At 63.5% G+C, this 20031-nt stretch carries 22 protein-coding genes; 5 read left to right on the top strand and 17 right to left on the bottom strand.

Going from position 1 to position 20031, the window contains the following annotated elements; genetic code table 11:
* Positions 1 to 123: 123 nt before the first annotated feature.
* From QCE58_RS23980 to phnG, 7 genes are read right to left on the bottom strand one after another with little or no spacing between them, the layout of a single operon-like run.
* The gene (locus QCE58_RS23980) at positions 124 to 1257 is read right to left on the bottom strand and encodes an alpha-D-ribose 1-methylphosphonate 5-triphosphate diphosphatase (RefSeq protein ID WP_008354389.1); all 1134 of its coding nucleotides are present in this window, start codon (positions 1255 to 1257) and stop codon (positions 124 to 126) included.
* Positions 1251 to 2018 carry a phosphonate C-P lyase system protein PhnL gene (gene phnL, locus QCE58_RS23975; protein WP_250521814.1) on the bottom strand — a complete coding sequence of 256 codons (768 nt, stop codon included), beginning with the start codon at positions 2016 to 2018 and terminating at the stop codon, positions 1251 to 1253. The genes QCE58_RS23980 and phnL overlap by 7 nt, the downstream gene beginning before the upstream one ends.
* Positions 2019 to 2028: 10 nt before the next feature.
* Positions 2029 to 2799 carry a phosphonate C-P lyase system protein PhnK gene (phnK, locus tag QCE58_RS23970; protein ID WP_250521815.1) on the bottom strand — a complete coding sequence of 257 codons (771 nt, stop codon included), beginning with the start codon at positions 2797 to 2799 and terminating at the stop codon, positions 2029 to 2031.
* On the bottom strand, positions 2796 to 3650 hold the full coding sequence (locus QCE58_RS23965) for an alpha-D-ribose 1-methylphosphonate 5-phosphate C-P-lyase PhnJ (RefSeq protein WP_250459715.1): 855 nt from the start codon (positions 3648 to 3650) through the stop codon (positions 2796 to 2798). Before QCE58_RS23965 ends, phnK begins: the two co-directional genes overlap by 4 nt.
* On the bottom strand, positions 3647 to 4747 hold the full coding sequence (locus tag QCE58_RS23960; RefSeq protein WP_250521817.1) for a carbon-phosphorus lyase complex subunit PhnI: 1101 nt from the start codon (positions 4745 to 4747) through the stop codon (positions 3647 to 3649). Before QCE58_RS23960 ends, QCE58_RS23965 begins: the two co-directional genes overlap by 4 nt.
* Positions 4747 to 5370, bottom strand: coding sequence for a phosphonate C-P lyase system protein PhnH (gene phnH, locus QCE58_RS23955; protein WP_175982855.1), 624 nt, complete (start codon positions 5368 to 5370; stop codon positions 4747 to 4749). Before phnH ends, QCE58_RS23960 begins: the two co-directional genes overlap by 1 nt.
* Entirely contained in the window at positions 5367 to 5849 is a 483-nt protein-coding gene (gene phnG, locus QCE58_RS23950) for a phosphonate C-P lyase system protein PhnG (RefSeq protein WP_034473491.1), read from the bottom strand. The genes phnH and phnG overlap by 4 nt, the downstream gene beginning before the upstream one ends.
* A 163-nt stretch (positions 5850 to 6012) precedes the next feature.
* On the opposite strand from phnG, the gene phnF reads away from it, so the two are divergent.
* The 3 genes from phnF to phnN are packed head-to-tail and all read left to right on the top strand — an operon-like array spanning position 6013 to position 8017.
* A complete protein-coding gene (phnF, locus tag QCE58_RS23945) occupies positions 6013 to 6771 on the top strand; it encodes a phosphonate metabolism transcriptional regulator PhnF (RefSeq protein ID WP_175982854.1) in 759 nt (252 codons plus the stop codon).
* The gene (locus tag QCE58_RS23940) at positions 6768 to 7460 is read left to right on the top strand and encodes a DUF1045 domain-containing protein (protein ID WP_250521818.1); all 693 of its coding nucleotides are present in this window, start codon (positions 6768 to 6770) and stop codon (positions 7458 to 7460) included. Before phnF ends, QCE58_RS23940 begins: the two co-directional genes overlap by 4 nt.
* Positions 7457 to 8017: a phosphonate metabolism protein/1,5-bisphosphokinase (PRPP-forming) PhnN gene (gene phnN / locus QCE58_RS23935; RefSeq protein WP_250521819.1), complete on the top strand. Its 561-nt coding sequence runs from the start codon at positions 7457 to 7459 to the stop codon at positions 8015 to 8017. The genes QCE58_RS23940 and phnN overlap by 4 nt, the downstream gene beginning before the upstream one ends.
* Positions 8018 to 8069: 52 nt before the next feature.
* Here the strand turns inward: phnN and phnE are convergent, their stop codons facing one another.
* The 3 genes from phnE to phnC all read right to left on the bottom strand — a co-directional run bounded on the left by phnE (position 8070) and on the right by phnC (position 10684).
* On the bottom strand, positions 8070 to 8804 hold the full coding sequence (gene phnE / locus QCE58_RS23930; protein WP_250521825.1) for a phosphonate ABC transporter, permease protein PhnE: 735 nt from the start codon (positions 8802 to 8804) through the stop codon (positions 8070 to 8072).
* A gap of 84 nt (positions 8805 to 8888) precedes the next feature.
* Positions 8889 to 9851, bottom strand: a complete 963-nt coding sequence (gene phnD / locus QCE58_RS23925) for a phosphonate ABC transporter substrate-binding protein (RefSeq protein WP_250521820.1) — start codon at positions 9849 to 9851, stop codon at positions 8889 to 8891.
* Positions 9848 to 10684: a phosphonate ABC transporter ATP-binding protein gene (phnC, locus tag QCE58_RS23920; RefSeq protein ID WP_175982850.1), complete on the bottom strand. Its 837-nt coding sequence runs from the start codon at positions 10682 to 10684 to the stop codon at positions 9848 to 9850. Before phnC ends, phnD begins: the two co-directional genes overlap by 4 nt.
* Positions 10685 to 10912: 228 nt before the next feature.
* Here phnC and QCE58_RS23915 point away from each other — a divergent pair, with 228 nt between their 5' ends.
* Together QCE58_RS23915 and QCE58_RS23910 are read left to right on the top strand one after the other, a co-directional pair.
* A complete protein-coding gene (locus QCE58_RS23915; protein ID WP_250440778.1) occupies positions 10913 to 12301 on the top strand; it encodes a dihydrolipoyl dehydrogenase in 1389 nt (462 codons plus the stop codon).
* A gap of 277 nt (positions 12302 to 12578) precedes the next feature.
* Positions 12579 to 13322, top strand: coding sequence for a Pr6Pr family membrane protein (locus QCE58_RS23910; protein WP_250436139.1), 744 nt, complete (start codon positions 12579 to 12581; stop codon positions 13320 to 13322).
* Here QCE58_RS23910 and QCE58_RS23905 read toward each other — a convergent pair.
* From QCE58_RS23905 to QCE58_RS23875, 7 genes are all read right to left on the bottom strand, one after another.
* Entirely contained in the window at positions 13319 to 14542 is a 1224-nt protein-coding gene (locus tag QCE58_RS23905) for a YbfB/YjiJ family MFS transporter (protein WP_250521821.1), read from the bottom strand. The two genes, QCE58_RS23910 and QCE58_RS23905, sit on opposite strands and share 4 nt — an antisense overlap.
* Before the next feature lie 69 nt (positions 14543 to 14611).
* Complete coding sequence (locus QCE58_RS23900) at positions 14612 to 15226, bottom strand: TetR/AcrR family transcriptional regulator (protein ID WP_309780467.1); 615 nt, start codon at positions 15224 to 15226, stop codon at positions 14612 to 14614.
* A 186-nt stretch (positions 15227 to 15412) separates the two neighbouring features.
* A complete protein-coding gene (locus tag QCE58_RS23895) occupies positions 15413 to 15721 on the bottom strand; it encodes an EthD family reductase (RefSeq protein ID WP_008354369.1) in 309 nt (102 codons plus the stop codon).
* 53 nt (positions 15722 to 15774) lie between these two features.
* Positions 15775 to 16707 (bottom strand): MBL fold metallo-hydrolase, encoded by a 933-nt coding sequence (locus QCE58_RS23890; protein ID WP_250521822.1) that lies wholly within the window; start codon positions 16705 to 16707, stop codon positions 15775 to 15777.
* On the bottom strand, positions 16704 to 17570 hold the full coding sequence (locus QCE58_RS23885) for a quinoprotein dehydrogenase-associated SoxYZ-like carrier (protein WP_250521823.1): 867 nt from the start codon (positions 17568 to 17570) through the stop codon (positions 16704 to 16706). Before QCE58_RS23885 ends, QCE58_RS23890 begins: the two co-directional genes overlap by 4 nt.
* Before the next feature lie 20 nt (positions 17571 to 17590).
* On the bottom strand, positions 17591 to 18523 hold the full coding sequence (locus QCE58_RS23880) for a quinoprotein relay system zinc metallohydrolase 2 (protein ID WP_034473493.1): 933 nt from the start codon (positions 18521 to 18523) through the stop codon (positions 17591 to 17593).
* A complete protein-coding gene (locus QCE58_RS23875) occupies positions 18520 to 19494 on the bottom strand; it encodes a LysR family transcriptional regulator (RefSeq protein WP_033536897.1) in 975 nt (324 codons plus the stop codon). The genes QCE58_RS23880 and QCE58_RS23875 overlap by 4 nt, the downstream gene beginning before the upstream one ends.
* Positions 19495 to 20031: the final 537 nt, after the last annotated feature.

The raw sequence follows: 20031 nt of genomic DNA, 5'->3' as shown, positions 1-20031 counted from the left end.
GATTCACATAGCGAACTCGCGAGTGAGGGTACTGAAGAAGTTTGCGCTTCGTCAACGCGGGCTTTCCCGCGTATGACGAAGCGCTGACGTGTGGCTGTCAAAAGGCAGCGAATCTGCGGACAGTCAGGAGACGCGCCGCCCCGCGCGATACGTTTCTCGCGGCACCTGCAGGCCGTCCACCGAGGCGACGCGCACGAAGTCCGCGCGCAGGCCCGTCGCGATCGCGCCGCGGTCCGCGAGACCCGCCGCGTGCGCGGGCGCCCACGAAACGGTCGCCACGGCGCGCGGCAGCGACCAGCCCGCCTTGGCGACGAGATCGAACACCGCGATCAGCAGACTCGACGGCACGTAATCCGACGACAGGATATCGAGCAGCCCTTCGTGCGCCAGTTCGAGCGCCGACACGTTGCCCGAATGCGAGCCGCCGCGCACGACGTTCGGCGCGCCCATGATCGTCGCGATGCCGTGTTCGCGCGCGGCGCGCGCGGCTTCGAGCGTCGTCGGGAATTCGGCGAGCGCGATGCCGTCGCGCGCCGCTTCCTCGACATGCTCGACGAGCGTGTCGTCGTGGCTCGCAAGCGAGATGTTCAGGCTCTTGCAGCGCGCGACGATTTCCGCGCGATGCTTCGCCGCGTAACGCGCCTGATGATCCGCGAGTTCGGCGAGGATTTTCTTCGCGTGCTCGTCGCTCCATTTGCCATGACGTTCCTGATACTTGCGCCACTTCTCGTGATCCTGCCACTGACGCTGGCCGGGCGTGTGGTCCATCACCGATGCAAGCCGGAAAAGCGGATCGGACGAAAGCAGGTCGAACACTTCGACGACATCCGTCGTGCCGACTTCGCATCGCAGATGCAGGAAGTGATCGGCGCGCAAGAGATCGCGCGCGACGAACTTGCCGATCGACTTCGCGCATTGCACCTGAAGCTCACGGCCGCGCACGCCGTCTTCGGGACGCGAACCGACGCCGAGCGCATCGAACACGGTCGTGATGCCCGCCGACGCCACTTGCGCGTCATGCACGATGATCGCCGCTTCGTGATTCCACAGCACGCCGGGGCGCGGCGCGAGATGCTTCTCGATGTTGTCCGTATGCAGCTCGACGAAGCCGGGCAACAGATAATCCCCGTCCCAGTCGTGCGCCTCGCGCGCCGCCGTATTGCCCGGCGCAATGTCGGCGATGCATCCGTCCTCGACGCGCAAGGTGCCCACGAAATCCTCGTCGCGCGTCACGATGCGCGCATTTGTTATCAGCATGTCTGCAACACTCCGGAATCGGTTTGATGAGCGATGGCCGCGCTCGATGCGAGCCGCACGATGCGGGTCGCGACGCGCTCGCGCGTGTCTTCGTCGTGAAAGATGCCGACGATCGCCGCGCCCTGCTCGCGCGCCTCGACGATCAGACTGGCGACCACGTCGCGGTTTTCGGCATCGAGCGACGCAGTGGGTTCATCGAGCAACAGCAGCGGATGCGCCGCGATCAGTCCGCGCGCGATGTTCACGCGCTGCTGCTCGCCGCCCGAGAACGTCGCGGGCGCGAGCGTCCACAAACGGCGCGGCACGTTGAGGCGTTCGAGCAACGCGCTCGCACGCTTACGTGCTTCGTCTTCATCGACGCCGCGCGACACGAGCGGCTCCGCGACGAGATCGAGCGACGACACACGCGGAATCGCGCGCAGGAACTGGCTCACGTAACCCATCGTCGTGTTGCGCAGCCGGATGATCTCGTGCGGCGCGGCGTCGGTCAGCATCGTATGACGCGAGGGCTTGCTGTCGTCGCGAATCGCGATCGTGCCGCGCGTCGCGAGATAGTTGCCGTACATGCAGCGCAGGAACGTGCTCTTGCCCGCGCCCGACGCGCCCGCGAGCACGACGCATTCGCCGCGTTCCACATCGAGCGATACGCCCGACAGCGCGGCGATACGCGCGCCGCCCTGCTGATGCAGTGTGAAAGTCTTTTCGATGCCGATTGCGCGAAGCATCAGCTTGTCGTTGGTGATGAAGGAATCGTGTGTCATCGGTCGAACCTCAAACAGGCAGCACGGACGCGACGAGCGTCTGCGTATAAGGATGTTGCGGATCGTCGAGCACCTGATCCGTCAGCCCGCTTTCGACGACGCGCCCGTCCTTCATCACCATCAGCCGATGCGCGAGCAGACGCGCAACGCCGATATCGTGCGTGACGATCACGGCCGCGAGATGCAGCTTGCTCGTGAGCGTGCGCAGCAAGTCGAGCAGACGCGCCTGCACCGATACGTCGAGGCCGGCGGTGGGTTCGTCCATGAACACGAGGCGCGGTCCCGTCACCAGATTACGCGCGATCTGCAGACGTTGTTGCATGCCGCCCGAAAATGCCGAAGGCAATTCGTCGATGCGCGCGGCATCCAGTTCGACGCGGCTCATCCAGTCGGCGGCCGTCTCGCGCAGACGGCCATAGTGACGCGCGCCGATCGCCATCAGCGGCTCGCCGATGTTCGCGCCCGCCGATACGTTGCGACGCAATCCGTCGCGCGCGTTCTGATGCACGAAGCCCCATTCGGTGCGCGACAAAAGACGCTTGCGCGGCTCCGCGAGCGTCAGCAGATCGAGCGCTTCGCCTTCGCGCGTCGTGTAGGTGAGCGCACCGCCGTCGAGGTCGCTGCGCAACGCGAGCGCATTCAGCAACGTCGATTTGCCCGATCCCGATTCGCCGACGATGCACAGCACTTCGCCCGGATGAACATCGAGATCGACATCGACGCACCCGCCGCGTCCTTCATAACGCTTCGTGAGGCGCGTCGCTTTCAGGAGTGCGTTCATCGCGTCACCTCTTCGTCGTCGCGACGGCTATGGCAGTAATCGCTGTCGGAGCAGACGAACATGCGCGTGCCCTGATCGTCGACGATCATCTCGTCGAGAAAGCTATCGTGCGAGCCGCACAGCGCGCACGCGTGCTCCCACTTCTGCACGCTGAAGGGATGATCCTCGAAATCGAGGCTCTTCACTTTCGTATATGGCGGAATGGCGTAGATGCGCCGCTCGCGGCCCGCGCCGAAAAGCTGCAATGCGGGATTCATGTGCATCTTCGGATTGTCGAACTTCGGGATCGGCGAAGGCGACGTCAGATAGCGGCCGTTCACGAGCACCGGGTAATCGTAGGTCGTCGCGATGCTGCCGTGCTGCACGATATCCTCATAGTATTTGACGTTGATGAGGCCATAGTCCGCGAGCGCGTGCAGCTTCTTGCACTCGGTCACGCGCGGTTCGAGGCGGAACAGCGGCTCGGGCATCGGCACCTGATACACGATGATCTGCTTGTCCGTGAGCGGCGTCTCGGGAATGCGGTGACGCGTCTGCACGATGCTCGCATCGGCGGTGCGCGTGGTGGTCGCGACGCCCGCGGTGCGCGCGAAGAAGCGGCGAATGTTCACCGCGTTCGTCGTTTCGTCGGAGCCTTGATCGATGACCTTCAGCGTATCGCTTGCACCGATGATCGCGGACGTGACCTGCAAGCCGCCCGTGCCCCATCCATACGGCAGCGGCATTTCCCGCGATGCGAACGGCACCTGATAACCCGGCACCGCGACCGCCTTGAGCAACGCGCGGCGAATCATGCGCTTGGTCTGCTCGTCGAGGTACGCGAAGTTATAGCCTTCGGTGAGTGCGTTCATGCCGCATTCTCCTTGTTGTCGTCCGAACCGTGCGCGGCGCGCAAACGGCGCAGCAGTTCCAGCTCGGATTGAAAATCGACGTAGTGCGGCAACTTCAGATGCTGCACGAAACCGGATGCTTCCACGTTATCGCTGTGATACAGCACGAACTCGGGATCCTGCGTCGGTGAACCGACGGATTCGCCGAGTTCTTCGGCACGCAACGCGCGATCCACGAGCGCCATCGCCATCGCCTTGCGCTCGGAGTGGCCAAACGCGAGACCATAGCCTTGCGTGAACGTCGGCGGCACATCGCCGCTGCCCGCGAACTGATTGATCATCTGACATTCGGTGATGTCGATATCGCCGATCTCGACCGCAAAGCCAAGTTCATCGACCATCATTTCCACCGCGACTTCGCCATGACGGATCTCGCCCGCGAACGGATGGCTGTGCGCGTAGCCGCGCTGCGTCGCATAGCCGACCGCGAGCAGAAAGCCTTCGTCGCCGCGTGCGAGGTTTTGCAGGCGCGTCGAGCGATCGGCGGGAAACGACAGCGGTTCGCGCGAAAGATCGCCCGGCTCGGGCGCGTTCTCGTGCGCGCGTTCCTGCTCGATCAGGCCTTCCTTGTCCAGCATCGACAACACGCGCGGCATCGCGCTCGCGTCCGTCTCTTTCGCCGAGATAGTTGCATTCGCAACTTGTTGGCCTTCGGCGAGCAAAGTGAAATCGAGCAGGCGTTGCGTGTAGTCGTACGTGCCGCCCAGCATCTGTCCGCCGGGAATGTCCTTGAAGGCCGCCGAGATGCGGCGCTCGACACACATCGCTTCAGTATCGATCGGCAGCGTGTAGCCGAAACGCGGCAATGTCGTGCGATACGCACGCAGCAAAAAGATCGCTTCGACGAGATCGCCGGCTGCCTGCTTGATCGCGAGCGCGGCCAGGTCTTCATCGTAGACGGAGCCTTCCGTCATCACGCGCGCGACGGCAAGACGCATCTGCTCGCGAATCTGCGCGACGGACAACTCGGGGACGGAAACATCGCCGCGACGCTTCTTCGCGAGCACGTCCCACGAACGTTCGATGGCGCGTTCGCCACCTTTGACCGCGACGTACATCAGTTCACCTCCACTTGCGTCGTGCGCGGCAGGCCGACGAGCGCGCCGCCCGCGACGAAGTAGCAATCGATGCCGCAAGGAAAGAGCGCCGTGAGCGCCGCGCGCTGACGCCAGAACTCGCGTGACAGGCCCGCAATGGCGACGCTGCGCGATTGCGCGATGCCCGGACCGCTCCACACGAGCGGCTCGCCTTCGGTCAGCGACGGCACATGGATAAAGAGCGTCGCGGCATGCTCGGGAGATTCGGGTTCGCCGTGCGAGAAAGCATCGAGCGAAGGCATGTCGCGCGCATCGTCGATATAGACGAATGCGGCCTCGCGGCGATCGCGCGTCAAGCGCGCGCTCGCGTGAAAGCGCAGCGCATCGCCAAGCACGTTGTCTTCGCGCTCGATGAAAACCGGCGTCGAATAATCCGTCAGCGCGAGCAGCGACGCGAACGCCGCGAGCGGCACGCGCCCGGCGAGGCCATCGCGCATCGCATGGTTGTCCGGCAGCGCGGCATCGATCGCAACGATGCTGCCGGGCCGCGACAGCGCATCGAGCAATGCGCGGAACACGCGTTGCGCGTCGTGCACCGTGTCGTTGAAGCCGGGCACGAGCGTGGTCATGTCGATTCGCATCATTCGCCTCTCACCATCGTGAAGAATTCGACCTTCGTCGCGGCCGCTTCGGCTTCTTTGCGGCGTCGTTCATCTGCGATGCGCGCAGCCAGCGGCTCGATGAGTTGCGTCTGCAACTTGTCGGCGAAGCGCGGCATCTGCAGGAGGGCGTCCGCGAGCGCGGCGAGCGTCGCGCGTTCCTTGTCGCGCCCCATGTGCACGGCGACACCGACCGGCGCGCTGCCGTCATCGGCGATGAGACGAAGCGTGGCGCGCGTGACGGTCGTTTCGCCGAGGTTAAACGCATCGCCCGTGCCGCCGATGCGCCCGCGCACCATCGCAAGCCCGATATCCGGCGCGCGCAGCCACTCGTAGTCGGGCACCCGCGCGCCTTCGAGCGCCGCTTCGAGCGCATGTTGCAGCGCCTCGCGCGGCGTGCGGGCAAGCACCGCCATCCATTCGCGGCGGCCTCGCGTTGCGCGCGGCTCCATTGAAGTACTCATCGCATTCCCTTTGTCTGGAAGGATCGGATCATCGTCATGCTACTCGTTGTCTAGTCTAGTCGTCTAGACGTTTGGTCGTGTAGTGAGGCTTTCACATTTCCATCACGAGTTGCGCACTACAATCCGGGAGAACGATATTCAAACCGACAGGAATGACAGCGCAATGACATCCAACGAAAATGCGGCGCCTGGCGTTGCCGTGGAGCGCGGCGCGGGGGTCGCGGTCTGGCGGCAGATCGAGCAGATACTCGCCGCCGAGATTGCCGCGAAGAGCTTCGGCGACGAAGGACGCCTGCCGAGCGAGGCGGAACTCGCCAAGCGTTTCGACGTGAACCGTCATACGGTTCGCCGCGCGATGCTGCGGCTTGCCGCAACGGGTCTCGTGAGCGTCGAGCAGGGGCGCGGCACGTTCGTGCAGCCGGGCGCGATCGATTATCAGATCGGCCGGCGCACGCGCTTCACCGAGAATCTGCGCCGCCAGAAGCACACGTCGGCTGGCGTCGTGCTGAGTTCGGAGCGCGTGAAGGCCGATCCGACCGTATCGAAGGCGCTCGGCGTGCGCGCCGGCACGCTCGTCTATCAGATCGAAACGCGCCACGACTCCGACGGCATTCCGATGACGTATGCGCGCAACTGGTACCCAGCCGCGCGCTTCAACGATCTGCCCGCGGTCATCGAAGCGGCGGGCGGCATCAGTGCCGCGCTGGAGACGTTCGGCGTAAAGGATTACATGCGCAAATGGAGCCGCATCGGCAGCGTGCTGCCTTCGTCGGACGTGGCGCGGCGCTTGCAGATCAATCGTCAGCAGCCGGTGCTGTGGGTCGAAAACGTCGATGTCGACGAGGACGGCGTGCCGATCAAATACGGCATCACGCATTTCGCGGCGGATCGCGTGCAATTGATGGTCGAGCACGATCGATGAGCGCCGCCGTTCATCCGCGCGTGGCGCTCTACTACGCGCCGCCTGCCGCTTCCGCATGGTGGCGCGAAGGTTGCGAATGGCTCGGCCGCGATCCCGAGAGCGGCCGCGAAACCGCGACGCCCGCGCATGCCGTGACGCACGCCCCGCGCCGTTATGGCTGGCACGCGACGCTCGTCGCGCCGTTTCATATGGCGCCGGGTGTCGAGCTCGCGGACGTGCTGGCGTGTGCGCGTGCGTGGGCCAGTTCGACGCCGCGCTTCGAGATGCCGGTATGCCCCACGGAAATGGGCCGTTTCGTCGCGCTACGGCCCGCCGCGCCCGCCGACGACGCAACCCTTCGAGCATTGGCCGCGAGCGCACTGAAGGCGCTCTCCGCGTTGCGTACGATGCCATCGCGGGAAAGCATCGAGCGGCGCATCGTCGATGGCATGAGCGCACGGCAGATCGAATTGCTGCGCGAATGGGGTTATCCGTATGTCCTCGACGAATATCGCTTCCATATGACCCTTTCCGATTCCCTCGACGATGCGAACGCGCGCGCGTCGATCATGTCGGAATGGAAGGCGCGCATCGATACGCTCGGCCCCCTGCCGGTGCACGGCGCGGCGCTTTTCATCGAGCCGCAGCCGGACGCGCCGTTCACGCTATGGCAGCGCCTGCCGTTCAACAACGCACGGGATGTGGCATGACCAAAGTGGATAGCACGAAACTGATCTACGTGATGGGACCGTCAGGCGCGGGCAAGGACTCGCTGCTCGGCTTCGCGCGCGAACGCATCGGCGCACAGGTGCTGTTCGCGCATCGCTACATCACGCGCGCGGTCGCGGACGGCGAGAACCATATCGCCCTTTCGCATGACGAATTCGCTTCGAGACTGTCATACGGCCTCTTCGCGATGCATTGGGAAAGCCTCGGGCTGCGGTATGGCATCGGCATCGAGCTGGATGCGTGGCTCGCGCGCGGCAGGCCAGTCGTCGTGAACGGCTCGCGCCAGCATGCGGAACTCGCGCTCGAACGTTATCCGCATGCGCGCTTCGTGCATATCGATGCAGCGCCGTCCGTGCTTGCCGCGCGCCTCGCGCGTCGTGGACGCGAAGACGCCCGGCAGATCGAAGCGCGTCTCGCGCGCCGTCCGGCCTTCGAACTGCCGTCGCACGCGCATGTCGTGAAGATCGACAACTCGGGCATGCTCGCAGACGCCGGCACGCAATTGCTCGCGCTGCTCGCGCGTACGAACCACGCCTGAAAACGACGCGAGCGCCTGATGAGGCGCTCGGCATCGATAGTTGCAAGCGCAATCAAATCACGCGTTCGCGCACCCACCCCGAAGCGAGATCGATCATCGACACGATCACGATGACGATCAGCATCACCGCCGACGTCTGCGCATAGTTGAACGAGCGGATCGCTTCATACAGCACGACGCCGATACCGCCCGCGCCGACCATGCCGACGACCATCGCGGAGCGCACGTTCGACTCGAAGCGATACAGCGCGAACGAAATCCACAGCGGCAACACTTGCGGCAGCACGCCGTAGACGATTTCATCGAGACTGCTCGCGCCGGTCGCGCGCACGCCTTCGGCGGGCCGCGCATCGACGGCTTCGACCGCTTCGGCGAAGAGCTTCGCGAGCACGCCTGTTGTATGAACCCACAACGCGAGCACGCCGGCGAAAGGCCCGAGTCCGACCGCGACGATGAACAACATCGCGAAGACCATTTCGTTGATCGCGCGGCACGCGTCCATCAGGCGGCGCACGGGTTGCGAGATCGATACGGGCGCGATGTTCTGCGCCGATAGCAGCCCGCATGGCACGGCGCAGACGAGCGCGAGCGCCGTGCCCCACACGGCGACCGCGAGCGTCACGATCATTTCATGCACGTACGTGCGCCATTCCGTGAAGTCGGGCGGAAAGAAGTCGCGCGCGAACTGGCTCATGTTGCCCGATGCGCCGAGCAGATCGAGCGGGCGCATGTCCGCGCTCTGCCATGACAGACCCAGCACGGCGATCAGGACGATCCAGCCGAACATCGATGTCCAGCTGCGCTTCGGTGCACTCGTCCGCACGGGCCGCACGATGCCGGCCTCGAACGTCGTTACGTCGAGCGGCTTCATTTACTTCGCCGCCGTCGTGTCGAGCGCGGCGATCTTCTGATCGAGCGCGGCAATCTGCGCCTTCTTGTCGGCGTCGTCGAGATGCGCGTCGTTCTGCACCTGCTGCTTCTTCTGGAAGAGCGCCATCTGACGAATCGGCACGAGTTGCGCATTCGACGAATCGGCGAAGCCCGAATAGCCCGAGATCGCAGTCATCACCGCTTGTTCGCGCGGGTCCTTTTCCGCGTAGTGATCGAAGAAGTTGCGCAGCTTGTCCTTCGTCGCTTGCGGCAGATCGCGACGCCATACGAGCGGGTCCGATGGAATGAGCGGCGACTTCCACAACACGCGCACCTTCGGATACAGCTCGGGATGTTGCGTCTTGATGGTGTCGAGCATGTCGGTGTTGTTGGTCGCGACATCGATCTTGTCGTTGACGACCGCGAGCATGTTCGCCTCATGGCTCGACGGCAGCGCGCTCTTGAACGACGACTTCGGGTTGATGCCGTTCTTCGCGAAGAGGTAATACGACGGCACGAGCGTGCCCGACGTCGAGTTCGGATCGCCGAAACCGAGATTGATTTCCTTCGTGTTCTTCAGCACCTGATCGAGCGATTTCCACTTGCTGTTCGCGTTCGTGACGAGCAGCGAGTAATAGCCCGCTTCGCCGTTCTTGTACTTCACCTTCGCGAAGACTTCGCCGTTCGAGCGATCGACCGCTTCGATCGCCGATGCATTGCCGAAGAAGCCGATCTGCACCTTGTTGAAGCGCATCGCTTCGATGATGCCCGCGTAGTCGGTCGCGAAGTAGGCCTTCACGTCGAGACCCGTCTGCTTGTTCAGATCGTCGATGAGCGGTTGCCAGCGTTGCTTGAGCGCGGCCGACGAATCCGTCGAGATGATGCCGAAGTTGATCGTCTCGGCAAGAACGGATTGCGTCAGCAGGCAAGACGCGAGCGCGGCGCCGGCCAGAAATTTTTTCATGATGCGATCCAGGAGTTGACGTTGAGTTGAGGTTCCGCGGCGTGCGTCCGCGCTACGTGATGCGCAAGCAGTTCGCTGGCGGACGATCCGTAGAGCTTGTGCAGCACCTCGGGCGTGAGACGCTCGCTCGCGCCATCGAAGACGACGCGGCCATCGCGCAACGCGATCGTGCGCGGGCAGTACTTCATCGCGACATCGATCTGATGCAGCGACACGACGACCGTCAGCTTGCGCTCGCGATTGAGCGTCTGCATGAGTTCCATGACGCGTCGCGCCGATTCGGGATCGAGCGATGCGATCGGTTCATCCGCGAGCACGATGCGCGCACGCTGCACGAGCGCGCGTGCCAGTGCCGCGCGCTGCTGCTGACCGCCCGACAGATTGCTCGCGCGTTCGAACGCGTGTTCGCCGATGCCCATCGCGGTGAGCGAATCCATCGCGAGCGAGCGTTCGTCGCGCGGAAAGCGCCCGGACATACGACGCCACAACGACACGCGCGACAACGCGCCGATCAGCACGTTCGTCAGCACTGAAAGACGTCCGACGAGATTGAACTGCTGAAACACGAAGGCGACGTCGCGGCGTATCGAGCGCACTTCACGCACGATCCTGCCGTTCTGCTGGATCGGGCGGCCGAGCAACGTGACGTGCGACGGCGCGGGGTCGGATGCCGTGAAGCCTGCGATGTGCCGCAGAAGCGTCGACTTGCCCGATCCGGAAGCGCCGATGAGCGCGACCATCTCGCCCTCTTCCACGCGCAGATCGACGGAGTCGAGCGCCTTGCGGCCATTCCGGAACGTCTTGGTGAGACGCTCGATGCGAATTGCGTCCATAGCTTCCCTCGATGGGCGCGCTCACATGGCGCGCTGAAACATTCGGGAGATTCTAGGAAGCGAACATGACGAGATAGTGACGCGCATGAGACGTCTAGATGAATACATCACTTCGATGCGTCGCGAGTTGAGACGATCGAGCAGAAAAGCGATACGAACGAGCATTCACGATTTGCGCGCCGCGCTTCATGATGATCCGCAACTGCATCAATCACTCGGGACTTCATCATGAACACGATCCATACGGATGTCGCCATCATCGGCGCGGGCAGCGCGGGACTTTCGGCGTATCGCGCGGCGAAGGCTGCGGGCGCTTCGGCGATTCTCATCGAAGGCGGCGCGCACGGCACGACGTGTGCGCGCGTCGGCTGTATGCCGTCGAAGCTTCTCATCGCAGCGGCCGATGCCGCGCATCACGCGGCGCACGCGGCGGCGTTCGGCGTGCATATCGATGGCGCGCTGCGCATCGACGGGCGCGAAGTGATGGCGCGCGTGAAGCGCGAGCGCGATCGTTTCGTCAGCTTCGTCGTCGCGGGCGTCGATGCGATGCCCGATGCGGACAAGCTCACCGGCTACGCGCGCTTCATCGACGATAACCTGCTGCAAGTGGGCGACGATACGAAGGTGCAGGCGAAGAGCATCGTCATCGCGACGGGGTCGAGTCCCGTTATGCCGTCGATGTATCGCGCGCTCGGCGATCGCGCCATCATCAACGACGATGTGTTCGCGTGGGACGATTTGCCGAAGCGCGTTGCGGTGATCGGCGCGGGCGTCATCGGCTTCGAACTCGGTCAGGCGCTGGCGCGGCTCGGCGTGCGTGTGTCGCTGCTGGGCGCGCGCGGGCGCGTCGGGCCTTTCACCGATCCCGATGTGCGTGCGTATGCCGGGCGTGTGTTCAGCGAAGCGTTTCGTTTCGAGCCGTTTGCGCAAGTGCAGGCCGCCGTGCGCGAAGGAGATGAAGTGCGTTTGCGCTATGTGTCAGATGCGGGCGAGTCGATCGAGGAAACCTTTGATTACGTGCTCGTCGCTGCCGGGCGCAAGCCGAATGTCGGCGGGCTGGCTTTGAGCAATACATCGCTTGCACTCGATGACGTTGGCCTGCCGGTCTACGATCCGCTCACGCTGCAGGCGGGCGCTCATCCGGTGTTCATCGCCGGCGATGCGAACGGCGTGCTGCCCTTGCTTCACGAAGCCGCCGACGAAGGACGCGCGGCGGGCACGAATGCGGCGCGTTATCCGCATGTCGAAGCGGTCGAGCGTCGCGCGCCGATTGCAATTGCGTTCACCGATCCGGGCATTGCGATGGTCGGCTCGCGTCATGTCGACCTTAAGCCCGAGTCGTTCGTGACGGGCGAAGTGAGTTTCGAGGATCAAGGCCGCAGCCGCGTGATGCTCAGAAATCGCGGGTTGATGCATGTGTATGTCGATCGCGCGAGCCGCCGCTTCGTCGGGGCGGAATGGATTGGGCCGGATGCGGAACACATCGCGCATTTGCTGGCGTGGGCGTTGCAGATGAAGCTCACGGTCGATGAGATGCTGCGGATGCCGTTTTATCACCCGGTGGTCGAGGAAGGGTTGAGGACGGCGTTGAGGGATGCGGTTGTCAGGCTCGGGTGAGCGGGTCGCGGCGAGGCACTCCGTGCGTATCGATTGCGCCCCGCCGCACTTCCAAGCGAGACGAACGTTGTTGTGCGCATCCGGGAAATCCCCGCCACATCATGTCTGGATTTCCTCGAGGGCGAAGCACGGATACTTATAAGTCGAGTTTGCCGTGCACCAGATCGGACGTGTCTCGAACGGGCGCCAGGCTGGATCTTTGGCCTTCCACGCTTCATGCGGTGACGGCTGACGCGATCGTCGGTGCAGTCGCCTGGCGCGCACGTAAAATGGCGTCATGTCGAACACGTCCCGCCAACCTCCCCGTCAAGAACCCGCGTTGCCGCTTCACACGCCCAGCACCGCATCGCTCGCGCTGGCCGCCGCCATCGCGATGATCGCGTGGCTCGCGTTCGCGGCGCAGACGGACATCACCATCGCGCGTCTCGTCAATCGCGGCTTCACCGTCTTCGACGGCCTCGCGCGCATGAGCAGCTACCTGACGAACTTGACCGTGCTGCTGACCGCGTTCTGCTTCACCTGCGTTGCAACACGCGCGCGATTCCCCCTGGCGCGCTTCTTCCGCAAACCGACCGTCGTCACGGCGGTCGTCGTATATATCGTGTTCGTCGGCATCGCTTATAACGCGTTGCTGCGCTATCTATGGACACCATCGGGCTATCGCGCGCTCGTCAACGAATCGCTGCATACCATCGTGCCCGCGCTCGCGGCCTTGTACTGGTATCTCTTCGTGCCGCGCTTTCACCTTTCATTGAAACGATGCGCGCTCTGGCTCGTCTATCCGCTGTCTTATCTTTGCATCACGCTGTGGCGCGGACGTCTCTCCGACTTTTATCCCTATCCGTTCATCAACGTCGCGGAGCTCGGCTATGAACGTGTCTTCATCAATGCCGCAATGCTGGTCGGTGCCTTCCTCGCGCTGATGAGCGTGTTTCTCGTCATCAATCATCGACGCGAGGACTTGAGCGTCGCAGACCCCGAAGTCGAAGCGGACGATTCGACTTCCGGCCACATCGATTAGCTCGCGGCGCGCTTGCGGTTCACGACGATATCCGCAATGAACGCAACGGCCAGCGCACACGCTCCGCACGCAAAAATCAGCGCGTAATCGTTATGCGTATGCGAGAACAGAAACGAGTAGCCATATCCGGCAAGCGCCTGACACAACGCGAACGCCGACGTCGCCCTGCTCCATGCCGCACGTTGCTCGGTATGATCGTGCGGCAGCAGTTCATGCACGCGCCCGAGCGCGAGGGGCACGATGCCGGTCGTCGAGATGCCGAGCGCCACCGTCGCGACACCGATCACATACGGATTCGCCGATAAAGCCAGCAACGCCACCGCGCACGCCTGCACCAGCAGCGCAAAACGGTAAGCCATGCCGAAGCCGATGCGATCGCCCGCATTGCCGCAGACGAGCGGCCCGAAGATCGCCGCGACGCCATACAGCACCCAATAGCTCGCGCCCACTTCGGCGCCTCGGCCATAGCCGCGCGCGATGCAATCGACGAGCAGGATCATCACGGGCACGAGGCCGAGCGCGTTCGCCGCATATTGCCCATACAGCAGGCGCAAACGCGTATTGCCGTGCGGGTTCGAATGCGTCGCCGCATCTTGCTTTGCGACGGCAGGTGGGTTCGACGCGGGCCATCCGAACCACGCAATTGCCGTCAATATCAGCGAAAACACGCCGAGCCCCATCCACGTATCGTGCAATCCGTGATGAAGGAGCTTCGGAATCAGCGTCCCCGATGCAGCGATGCCGAAGCCCAGTCCGACGAAGATCATCCCGCTCGCGAAGCCGCGACGCGCGGGCGGAACATGCGGCAGGATCGTCGTCGCGACGAGCACCATGATCGCGCCGCCCGACAAGCCCGAAAGGAACCTCCACGCGAAGAACCAGGCAATCGACAGCGGAAACGCGCAGGCGAAGAAGGCCACCGTCGCGATCGCCATGAGCAGCCGCAGCGCGTGACGATTCGTGAGCGCATGGGCGATCGCGCGGCCGAAGAGCGCGCCCGCGAAATAGCCCGCGAAGTTAGCGGCGCCGAGCGTCACCGCTTGGGAAGACGTGAACCAGCGCGCCTCGATCAGCGGCGGAATCAGCGGCGTGTAGGCGAAGCGCGCGAGGCCGATGGCGACGAGACTCGCGCAAAAGCCCGCGAGCATCGCGAAGAAAGTGCGGGCATCGAGCGCAGTGGGCTGATCGGCGCTGACGGCCGATACCGTTTGTTCCGACATGATGACGACTCCCCCGGCCGCAGCGCTTGCACGCGGACGGACAACGTGACGTGAATGGATACGAAGGCCTTAACGCTTGCCGACGCTGAGCCCGAGCGGCGGCAGCTTCAGCATCGCCAGCGTCGGCGCGACGGCGCCGATCAACAACGCGGGCTTCGGATCGACGCGCGCGAGCACGCGCACGCCGAGCAGCACCGCGAGCAGATTCGTGGCGGCGGCATCGGCCGGCATCACGCGCTCGATTTCGCCGCTCTTGAATCCGGCCTTCAGGCAGCGCTCGAAGAACGCGCGCATCAGCGACATCTCCTCCGCGATGAGCTCGCGAAACGCTTCGTCTTCCGGCGATGCGCCGAGCGCCGCATTGACGAGCATGCAGCCGCGCCGATGCTCGTCCGACACCGAACGCTCGACGACCTCGCGAAAGAACGCGCTGATCGCGCGATCGGGCGGCATCGTGGATTGGAGCCTGTTGATGCGCTCGCGCAAGGTGTGTTCGAGATAGTGATCGAGCGCGCGCAGAAAGAGCGCGCGCTTGTCGCCGAAAGCGTTATAGAGGCTCGGCTGTGTAAGGCCCGTGTACTGCACGAGGTCGCGTGTGGACGTGCCGTCGTAGCCGTGCGTCCAGAACGCTTCGGCAACGGCATGCAGCACGCTGTCCTCGTCGAAATTGCGCGGTCGCGCCATGATCCCGCTCCGTCGAATTGAAGGACGGACGTTTTATATCGTCCGATAGAGAACGTATTGTATCGATGGATATAAAACCGTGCAGCATCCCCATTCGGCGACGCGGGTCTTGCGTTCGGGGAAATAAGCTGAGGAAAGAGACGCGCTTCGGAGACGCGGTTGCATCTCCGAAGGCATAAAGGTCGGTCAGGCTTCTTTCGAATCGAACATCAGCAGATCGACGCCGGCTTGCGCGAAATTCGCGAGATCGCCGGCGGTCTTCTGGCCTTCGGGCGAGTCGAACGCGGCTTGGATCGCTTCCAGCGAATCGAACTGAAGCAGCGCGACGAGGTGATATGGCGATTCTCCCGATGCCGCCACGACCGGTCCCGCGCTGATCTCATAGCGCCGCAGGCCCGGCAGCGTCTTTGCCAGCGGCGCGTGAGTCGACGCATAGTAGTCGTCGAATGCCTGCGGGTCGGACGGATTTTTATATAGCGCTACGAGCTGGGCCATCGTTGTGTCTCCTGGTAGTTTTACGGCGTTGGAAGAAAGGTTGCGTCAACGCGCTACTGCTTTTCCAGTTGCAGATAGATGCGCTGCACGTTCTGCGGCTGCGCGGTCGCATAGAGCTTGTCGTTCCTGAACGCGGGCACCTGTACGGTGTGCATCGCTTCGGTCAGTCCGACGCCGCTCGTGTAGGCTTGCTTCACCGCGGCTTCGAGCTCGCGCAGATACGTGCCGGTCCGCATGATGTCGTCGCCGCGCAAGGGCTTGCCGAAGCCGGGTACAACCGTCTTCAGGTCGAGCCCGCGCAGGTTCTCGAGCGCGGCGAGCCAGCCGGAAATCTGCTCGTTGCGCAGCTCGGGTATGCGTCCATTCGATACGAGCCCGCCCGCGAACAGCACGCCGGTTTGCGTGTCGAGCACGGCGAGATCGCCGGGCGTGCTGGCAGGACCGAAGTGCAGCAGTTGCAGCTTGCGTCCGCCGCTTTCGATCTCCGTCGTGCCGTTTACCGTCTGATCGGGAACGGTCACGCGCGAGCCGGCCATTTCATCTTCGCCGAGCGTCTTGCGCAGATTGGCGAGACAAATCGAACAGCGTTCGCGAATCAATTGCGCGGCGCGCGCGTGCGCGAGGATCGGCACGCCCTCGTCGCGAAACGCGGCCGCGCCGAACACGAACTCGGGCGCCTGATGCGTGATGATGACGAGCTTCACCGGCAACGGCGTGACCTTGCGGATCGCTTCGATCATCGCGCGGCCATAGCGATAAGACGAACCTGTGTCGATGACTGTCACGCCGTCCTGTCCGACGATGAAGCCGTTGTTCGCGACGATGCCGTGATTCGCGGGCGCGACGGCATCGTTGTCGCCGATGAACGCGTACACGCCCGGCGCAATGGCGACAGGTGCGGGCATGCCGCTCATCGCCGCATGCGTGAGCGTGCTGACAGCGCAGAGCAGCGTGAAGAACAGCGCTCGCAAGCGGCGCACCGTCATTTCATCGCCGATGTCTGCGCGCTGCCCGTTTGCGCGTTGACCGCCACGGCGCCGTCCCAATGCTTGTTCTTCGTATCCTCGATAAACGCCTTCAGTTCGCCGGTTCCGCTCGGCACGAAATAGAAGCGGAAATTCGGGTTCTCGCTAATCGAGAAGTTGACGTTCGCGGTCATCACCGGCTTATTCGCATACGTGACCGACACCTTGCGAATGAAATACGCCGACGCGTAGTTGCGCGTGACCTGGTTCATCGCCATGCCGGTTCGATTCGGATGACGCACCATCAGTTGCGCGAGTTCGGGCTTGCCCGCCACGGCCTGACCTTCGGCCTGAAGACGGACCTGTCCCGCTGTCCGCTCGGCCGCGTCTTCGTCCTTGTCGGCGGGTGCGGAACATCCGCCCGACGCCTTCACGAAACGAACGGCGCTATAGAGCTTGCCGTCGTTCGTCTCAGCAATCGCGCGCATGAACGTGTAGTCCTCCACGCGCACGCGCGTTTCGATCGTCGCGAGTCCCGATTCCGGCGTGAACTCGAACGATCCTGCATACGGCTCGGGATTTTCGTCGATGAAGAGATAGAGCTTCTTGATGTAACGCGCGGGCGATTGCGGAAACTGCGCGTTGATCGCGATCGGCACGACGGCGGCATCGGCTGCGCGCGCGGGGGCGTCGAGCTTGATGACCGCATCGCCGTGCGTGTCGATCGTGCGGCCCTTGAACGTCCCTTCCCTGAAGTCGATCCAGCGCGCCACCTTGTCGGGATCGTCGTCGGGCTGCGCCGCCTGCGCGGCATACGGCGAGAGCGCCGCGGCGGCGAGGCTCGCGACCGTCATCGCGCGAACGCCGGACCATGTTGTCTTCATGATGTCCCTCCAGTCCTGCACTACTGCTCCCATTCGAGCTCCGCATAAGCGGCCGTCACATTGCGACGGTGATACATGTCGAAGAGAAGCCACTTGTCTTTCTCGCCGAGACCGATGCTATCGACTGCCTGCCCGATCGTTTCGCCCTTCCTGATCGCAGCACGCACATCGCGCGCCAGATCGGCGAGATAGCGTTCCTCGGCGTCGAGCGATTGCGTCCAAGGCGGATCGAGCGGACCGTGCCCCGGCACGACATGACGCGGATTCATCTGTCGAATGCGCGCAATGTCGTCGAGCCAGCCGATAACGCTGCCATCGATCACAGGAATGCAGTGCACAAACAGCAGATCACCCGTCCACAACGTGCCGCTCTTCTCATCGTATACCGTCAAGTCGTTGTTGGTATGCGCGGTTTTCCATGTGCGCAGCGTGAGCGTGCGTCCACCGATATCGAGCGTGCCCGTGCCGTCGATCGTCTTCGTCGGCGCGACGATTTCGCTGCCCGCTGCCGCGCTACCCAACTCGCGATTGAGCGCGCGCATGTAGTTGTCCGCGCGCGAGGCTTCGGCTTGCGCGAGCGTCACGCTGCCTACGAATTGCGGATGATCGTCCTTGAAAGCCGCATTCCCGAAGATGTGATCCGGATGCATGTGCGTGTTGATGACATAGCAGACCGGCAGCGGCGTGACAGCGCGTATCGCGGCGCGCAACGCGCGGCCTTCCGCGAGCGTGCCGCCTGTGTCGATCACCGCGACGCAGCGTGTTCCGACGATGAAGCCCACATTCGCTATATCGCCGCCGTTCTCGTGCGTCGCGACATCGTCGTGACCGCGATGCGCGTAGTTACCGGGCGCGATCTGCGTGACCTGCAGCGCGGTCTGCGCACGCGCGATAGTTGCACACGCAATTAGTACGAGGAACGTGATGCGACGGCAGGCCGATGCGACGTTCATCGGACGTCGCTTGCTTCGGCGAGCCGCCTGGGTCTGCGCAGGCCGAACTGCGCGTATTCGCGCTCCAGAAACGGTTCGGCGTGTTCGAGGAGGAAGCGGCGAAAAGCGAGGCAAGTCGGCGAAAGTTGTTTCGAGCGTGAATGCACGAGTTGCCACGTGCGTTCGACGGGCGTGCCGTTCACGTCGAGCACGGCGATTTCGCCGGTGCGCAGTTCGAGCGAGAGCGTGTGCAGCGAGATGAGGCTCACGCCCATGCCCGCCATGACGGCCTGCTTGATGGTTTCGTTGCTGCCGAGCGTGACGCTATGCGCGGGCACGAAGAGGTTCTGCCGAAAGACATGCTCGGCGACGGCGCGCGTGCCCGAGCCGGGTTCGCGTAGCAGGAACGTATCGTTCGCAAGTTCCTGAAGGTCGAATTGTTTTGCATGACGCAGCGGATGCGACAGCGGCGCGACGATCACATGCGGATGATAGGCGAGCGGCTCGGCGGTCGTACCGAGTTCGGGCGGCGGGCGGCCCATGATGGCTAGATCGGTTGCATTGTCCTGCAAGAGACGCAAGAGCGTTTCTCGGTTGCCGACGGAGAAGCGCACATCGACCTTGGGATATTGCTGCCTGTAGAGCGCGAGAAGCTTGGGGGCGAAGTACGTCGCCGAACTGACGATGCTCACCGCTATCGCGCCGCTATCGGCTTGTGTGAGCGACATCATGGCGTCTTCGGCGTCTTTGATTTCGCCGAGTATGCGGCTCGCGTGATGTGAGAGCCTTTCGCCGGCTTCGGTCAGCGATAAGCGTCGCGCGACTCGCTCGAATAGCGGTAAGCCGATCGCTTCTTCGAGTTGCCGGATTTGCATCGATACCGCTGGTTGGGTGAGGTGCAGTTCCTCCGCTGCGCGGGCGAAGCTTGGACAGCGGCTTGCTATCACGAAGATTTGCAGCTGACGCAGGGTTAGGGAGCGGATGAAATTCACGGGGTCGTTTTGGGCGGGTTTGGTTCGCTGCGGCTTCTTTGGAATCCTGTGATCGTGTCGGTCTATTAGCACTGCCCCTGTGCGGGGCGGCACTCACTTTCTTTGCTGCTGCAAAGAAAGTAGGCAAAGAAAGCAGCTACTGATACGCCCGCGGTCACACGCAATTTGGGTAGTCCTCTCGTCCATCGTGGGCTGCCTAAAGAGTGCCCTCATAGGCCCAACCGGGCTTGGCTCGCGCACGGTCCGCCACATCGCACCACACCCCGCACTGGTTCAGCGCCAAATAGCTCCAGCCCGCTCCGCGGCCGACCGGTCAATCGGGAATGCGCGTGCTTCTCTCAAACGTCTCCATCTCGCCGCCTCCGCCGCCCGTTGGTTTCCCTTGCAGACCCGGCGGCAGCGCGTAGCGCTGTGCCGAAGCTCTTTCGTGCTGAACCAGTGTCCTCAGCGTTTTCGGGCGGCGGACCGTGCGCGAGCCAAGCCCGGTTATTGTGATGAGGGCACTCTTTAGGCGAGTGCCATCTGCAACGAGAGAAC

The sequence above is a fragment of the Caballeronia sp. LZ028 genome, assembly GCF_031451415.1.
GTDB lineage: Bacteria > Pseudomonadota > Gammaproteobacteria > Burkholderiales > Burkholderiaceae > Caballeronia > Caballeronia zhejiangensis.
This window is presented reverse-complemented; position numbering and strand designations above follow the sequence as displayed.

Coding starts and splice junctions, on each gene's coding strand:
- QCE58_RS23980 (WP_008354389.1), bottom strand. CDS start 1,257: ATGCTGATAACAAATGCGCGCATCGTGACGCGCGACGAGGATTTCGTG.
- phnL (WP_250521814.1), bottom strand. CDS start 2,018: ATGACACACGATTCCTTCATCACCAACGACAAGCTGATGCTTCGCGCA.
- phnK (WP_250521815.1), bottom strand. CDS start 2,799: ATGAACGCACTCCTGAAAGCGACGCGCCTCACGAAGCGTTATGAAGGA.
- QCE58_RS23965 (WP_250459715.1), bottom strand. CDS start 3,650: ATGAACGCACTCACCGAAGGCTATAACTTCGCGTACCTCGACGAGCAG.
- QCE58_RS23960 (WP_250521817.1), bottom strand. CDS start 4,747: ATGTACGTCGCGGTCAAAGGTGGCGAACGCGCCATCGAACGTTCGTGG.
- phnH (WP_175982855.1), bottom strand. CDS start 5,370: ATGATGCGAATCGACATGACCACGCTCGTGCCCGGCTTCAACGACACG.
- phnG (WP_034473491.1), bottom strand. CDS start 5,849: ATGAGTACTTCAATGGAGCCGCGCGCAACGCGAGGCCGCCGCGAATGG.
- phnF (WP_175982854.1), top strand. CDS start 6,013: ATGACATCCAACGAAAATGCGGCGCCTGGCGTTGCCGTGGAGCGCGGC.
- QCE58_RS23940 (WP_250521818.1), top strand. CDS start 6,768: ATGAGCGCCGCCGTTCATCCGCGCGTGGCGCTCTACTACGCGCCGCCT.
- phnN (WP_250521819.1), top strand. CDS start 7,457: ATGACCAAAGTGGATAGCACGAAACTGATCTACGTGATGGGACCGTCA.
- phnE (WP_250521825.1), bottom strand. CDS start 8,804: ATGTTCGGCTGGATCGTCCTGATCGCCGTGCTGGGTCTGTCATGGCAG.
- phnD (WP_250521820.1), bottom strand. CDS start 9,851: ATGAAAAAATTTCTGGCCGGCGCCGCGCTCGCGTCTTGCCTGCTGACG.
- phnC (WP_175982850.1), bottom strand. CDS start 10,684: ATGGACGCAATTCGCATCGAGCGTCTCACCAAGACGTTCCGGAATGGC.
- QCE58_RS23915 (WP_250440778.1), top strand. CDS start 10,913: ATGAACACGATCCATACGGATGTCGCCATCATCGGCGCGGGCAGCGCG.
- QCE58_RS23910 (WP_250436139.1), top strand. CDS start 12,579: ATGTCGAACACGTCCCGCCAACCTCCCCGTCAAGAACCCGCGTTGCCG.
- QCE58_RS23905 (WP_250521821.1), bottom strand. CDS start 14,542: ATGTCGGAACAAACGGTATCGGCCGTCAGCGCCGATCAGCCCACTGCG.
- QCE58_RS23900 (WP_309780467.1), bottom strand. CDS start 15,226: ATGGCGCGACCGCGCAATTTCGACGAGGACAGCGTGCTGCATGCCGTT.
- QCE58_RS23895 (WP_008354369.1), bottom strand. CDS start 15,721: ATGGCCCAGCTCGTAGCGCTATATAAAAATCCGTCCGACCCGCAGGCA.
- QCE58_RS23890 (WP_250521822.1), bottom strand. CDS start 16,707: ATGACGGTGCGCCGCTTGCGAGCGCTGTTCTTCACGCTGCTCTGCGCT.
- QCE58_RS23885 (WP_250521823.1), bottom strand. CDS start 17,570: ATGAAGACAACATGGTCCGGCGTTCGCGCGATGACGGTCGCGAGCCTC.
- QCE58_RS23880 (WP_034473493.1), bottom strand. CDS start 18,523: ATGAACGTCGCATCGGCCTGCCGTCGCATCACGTTCCTCGTACTAATT.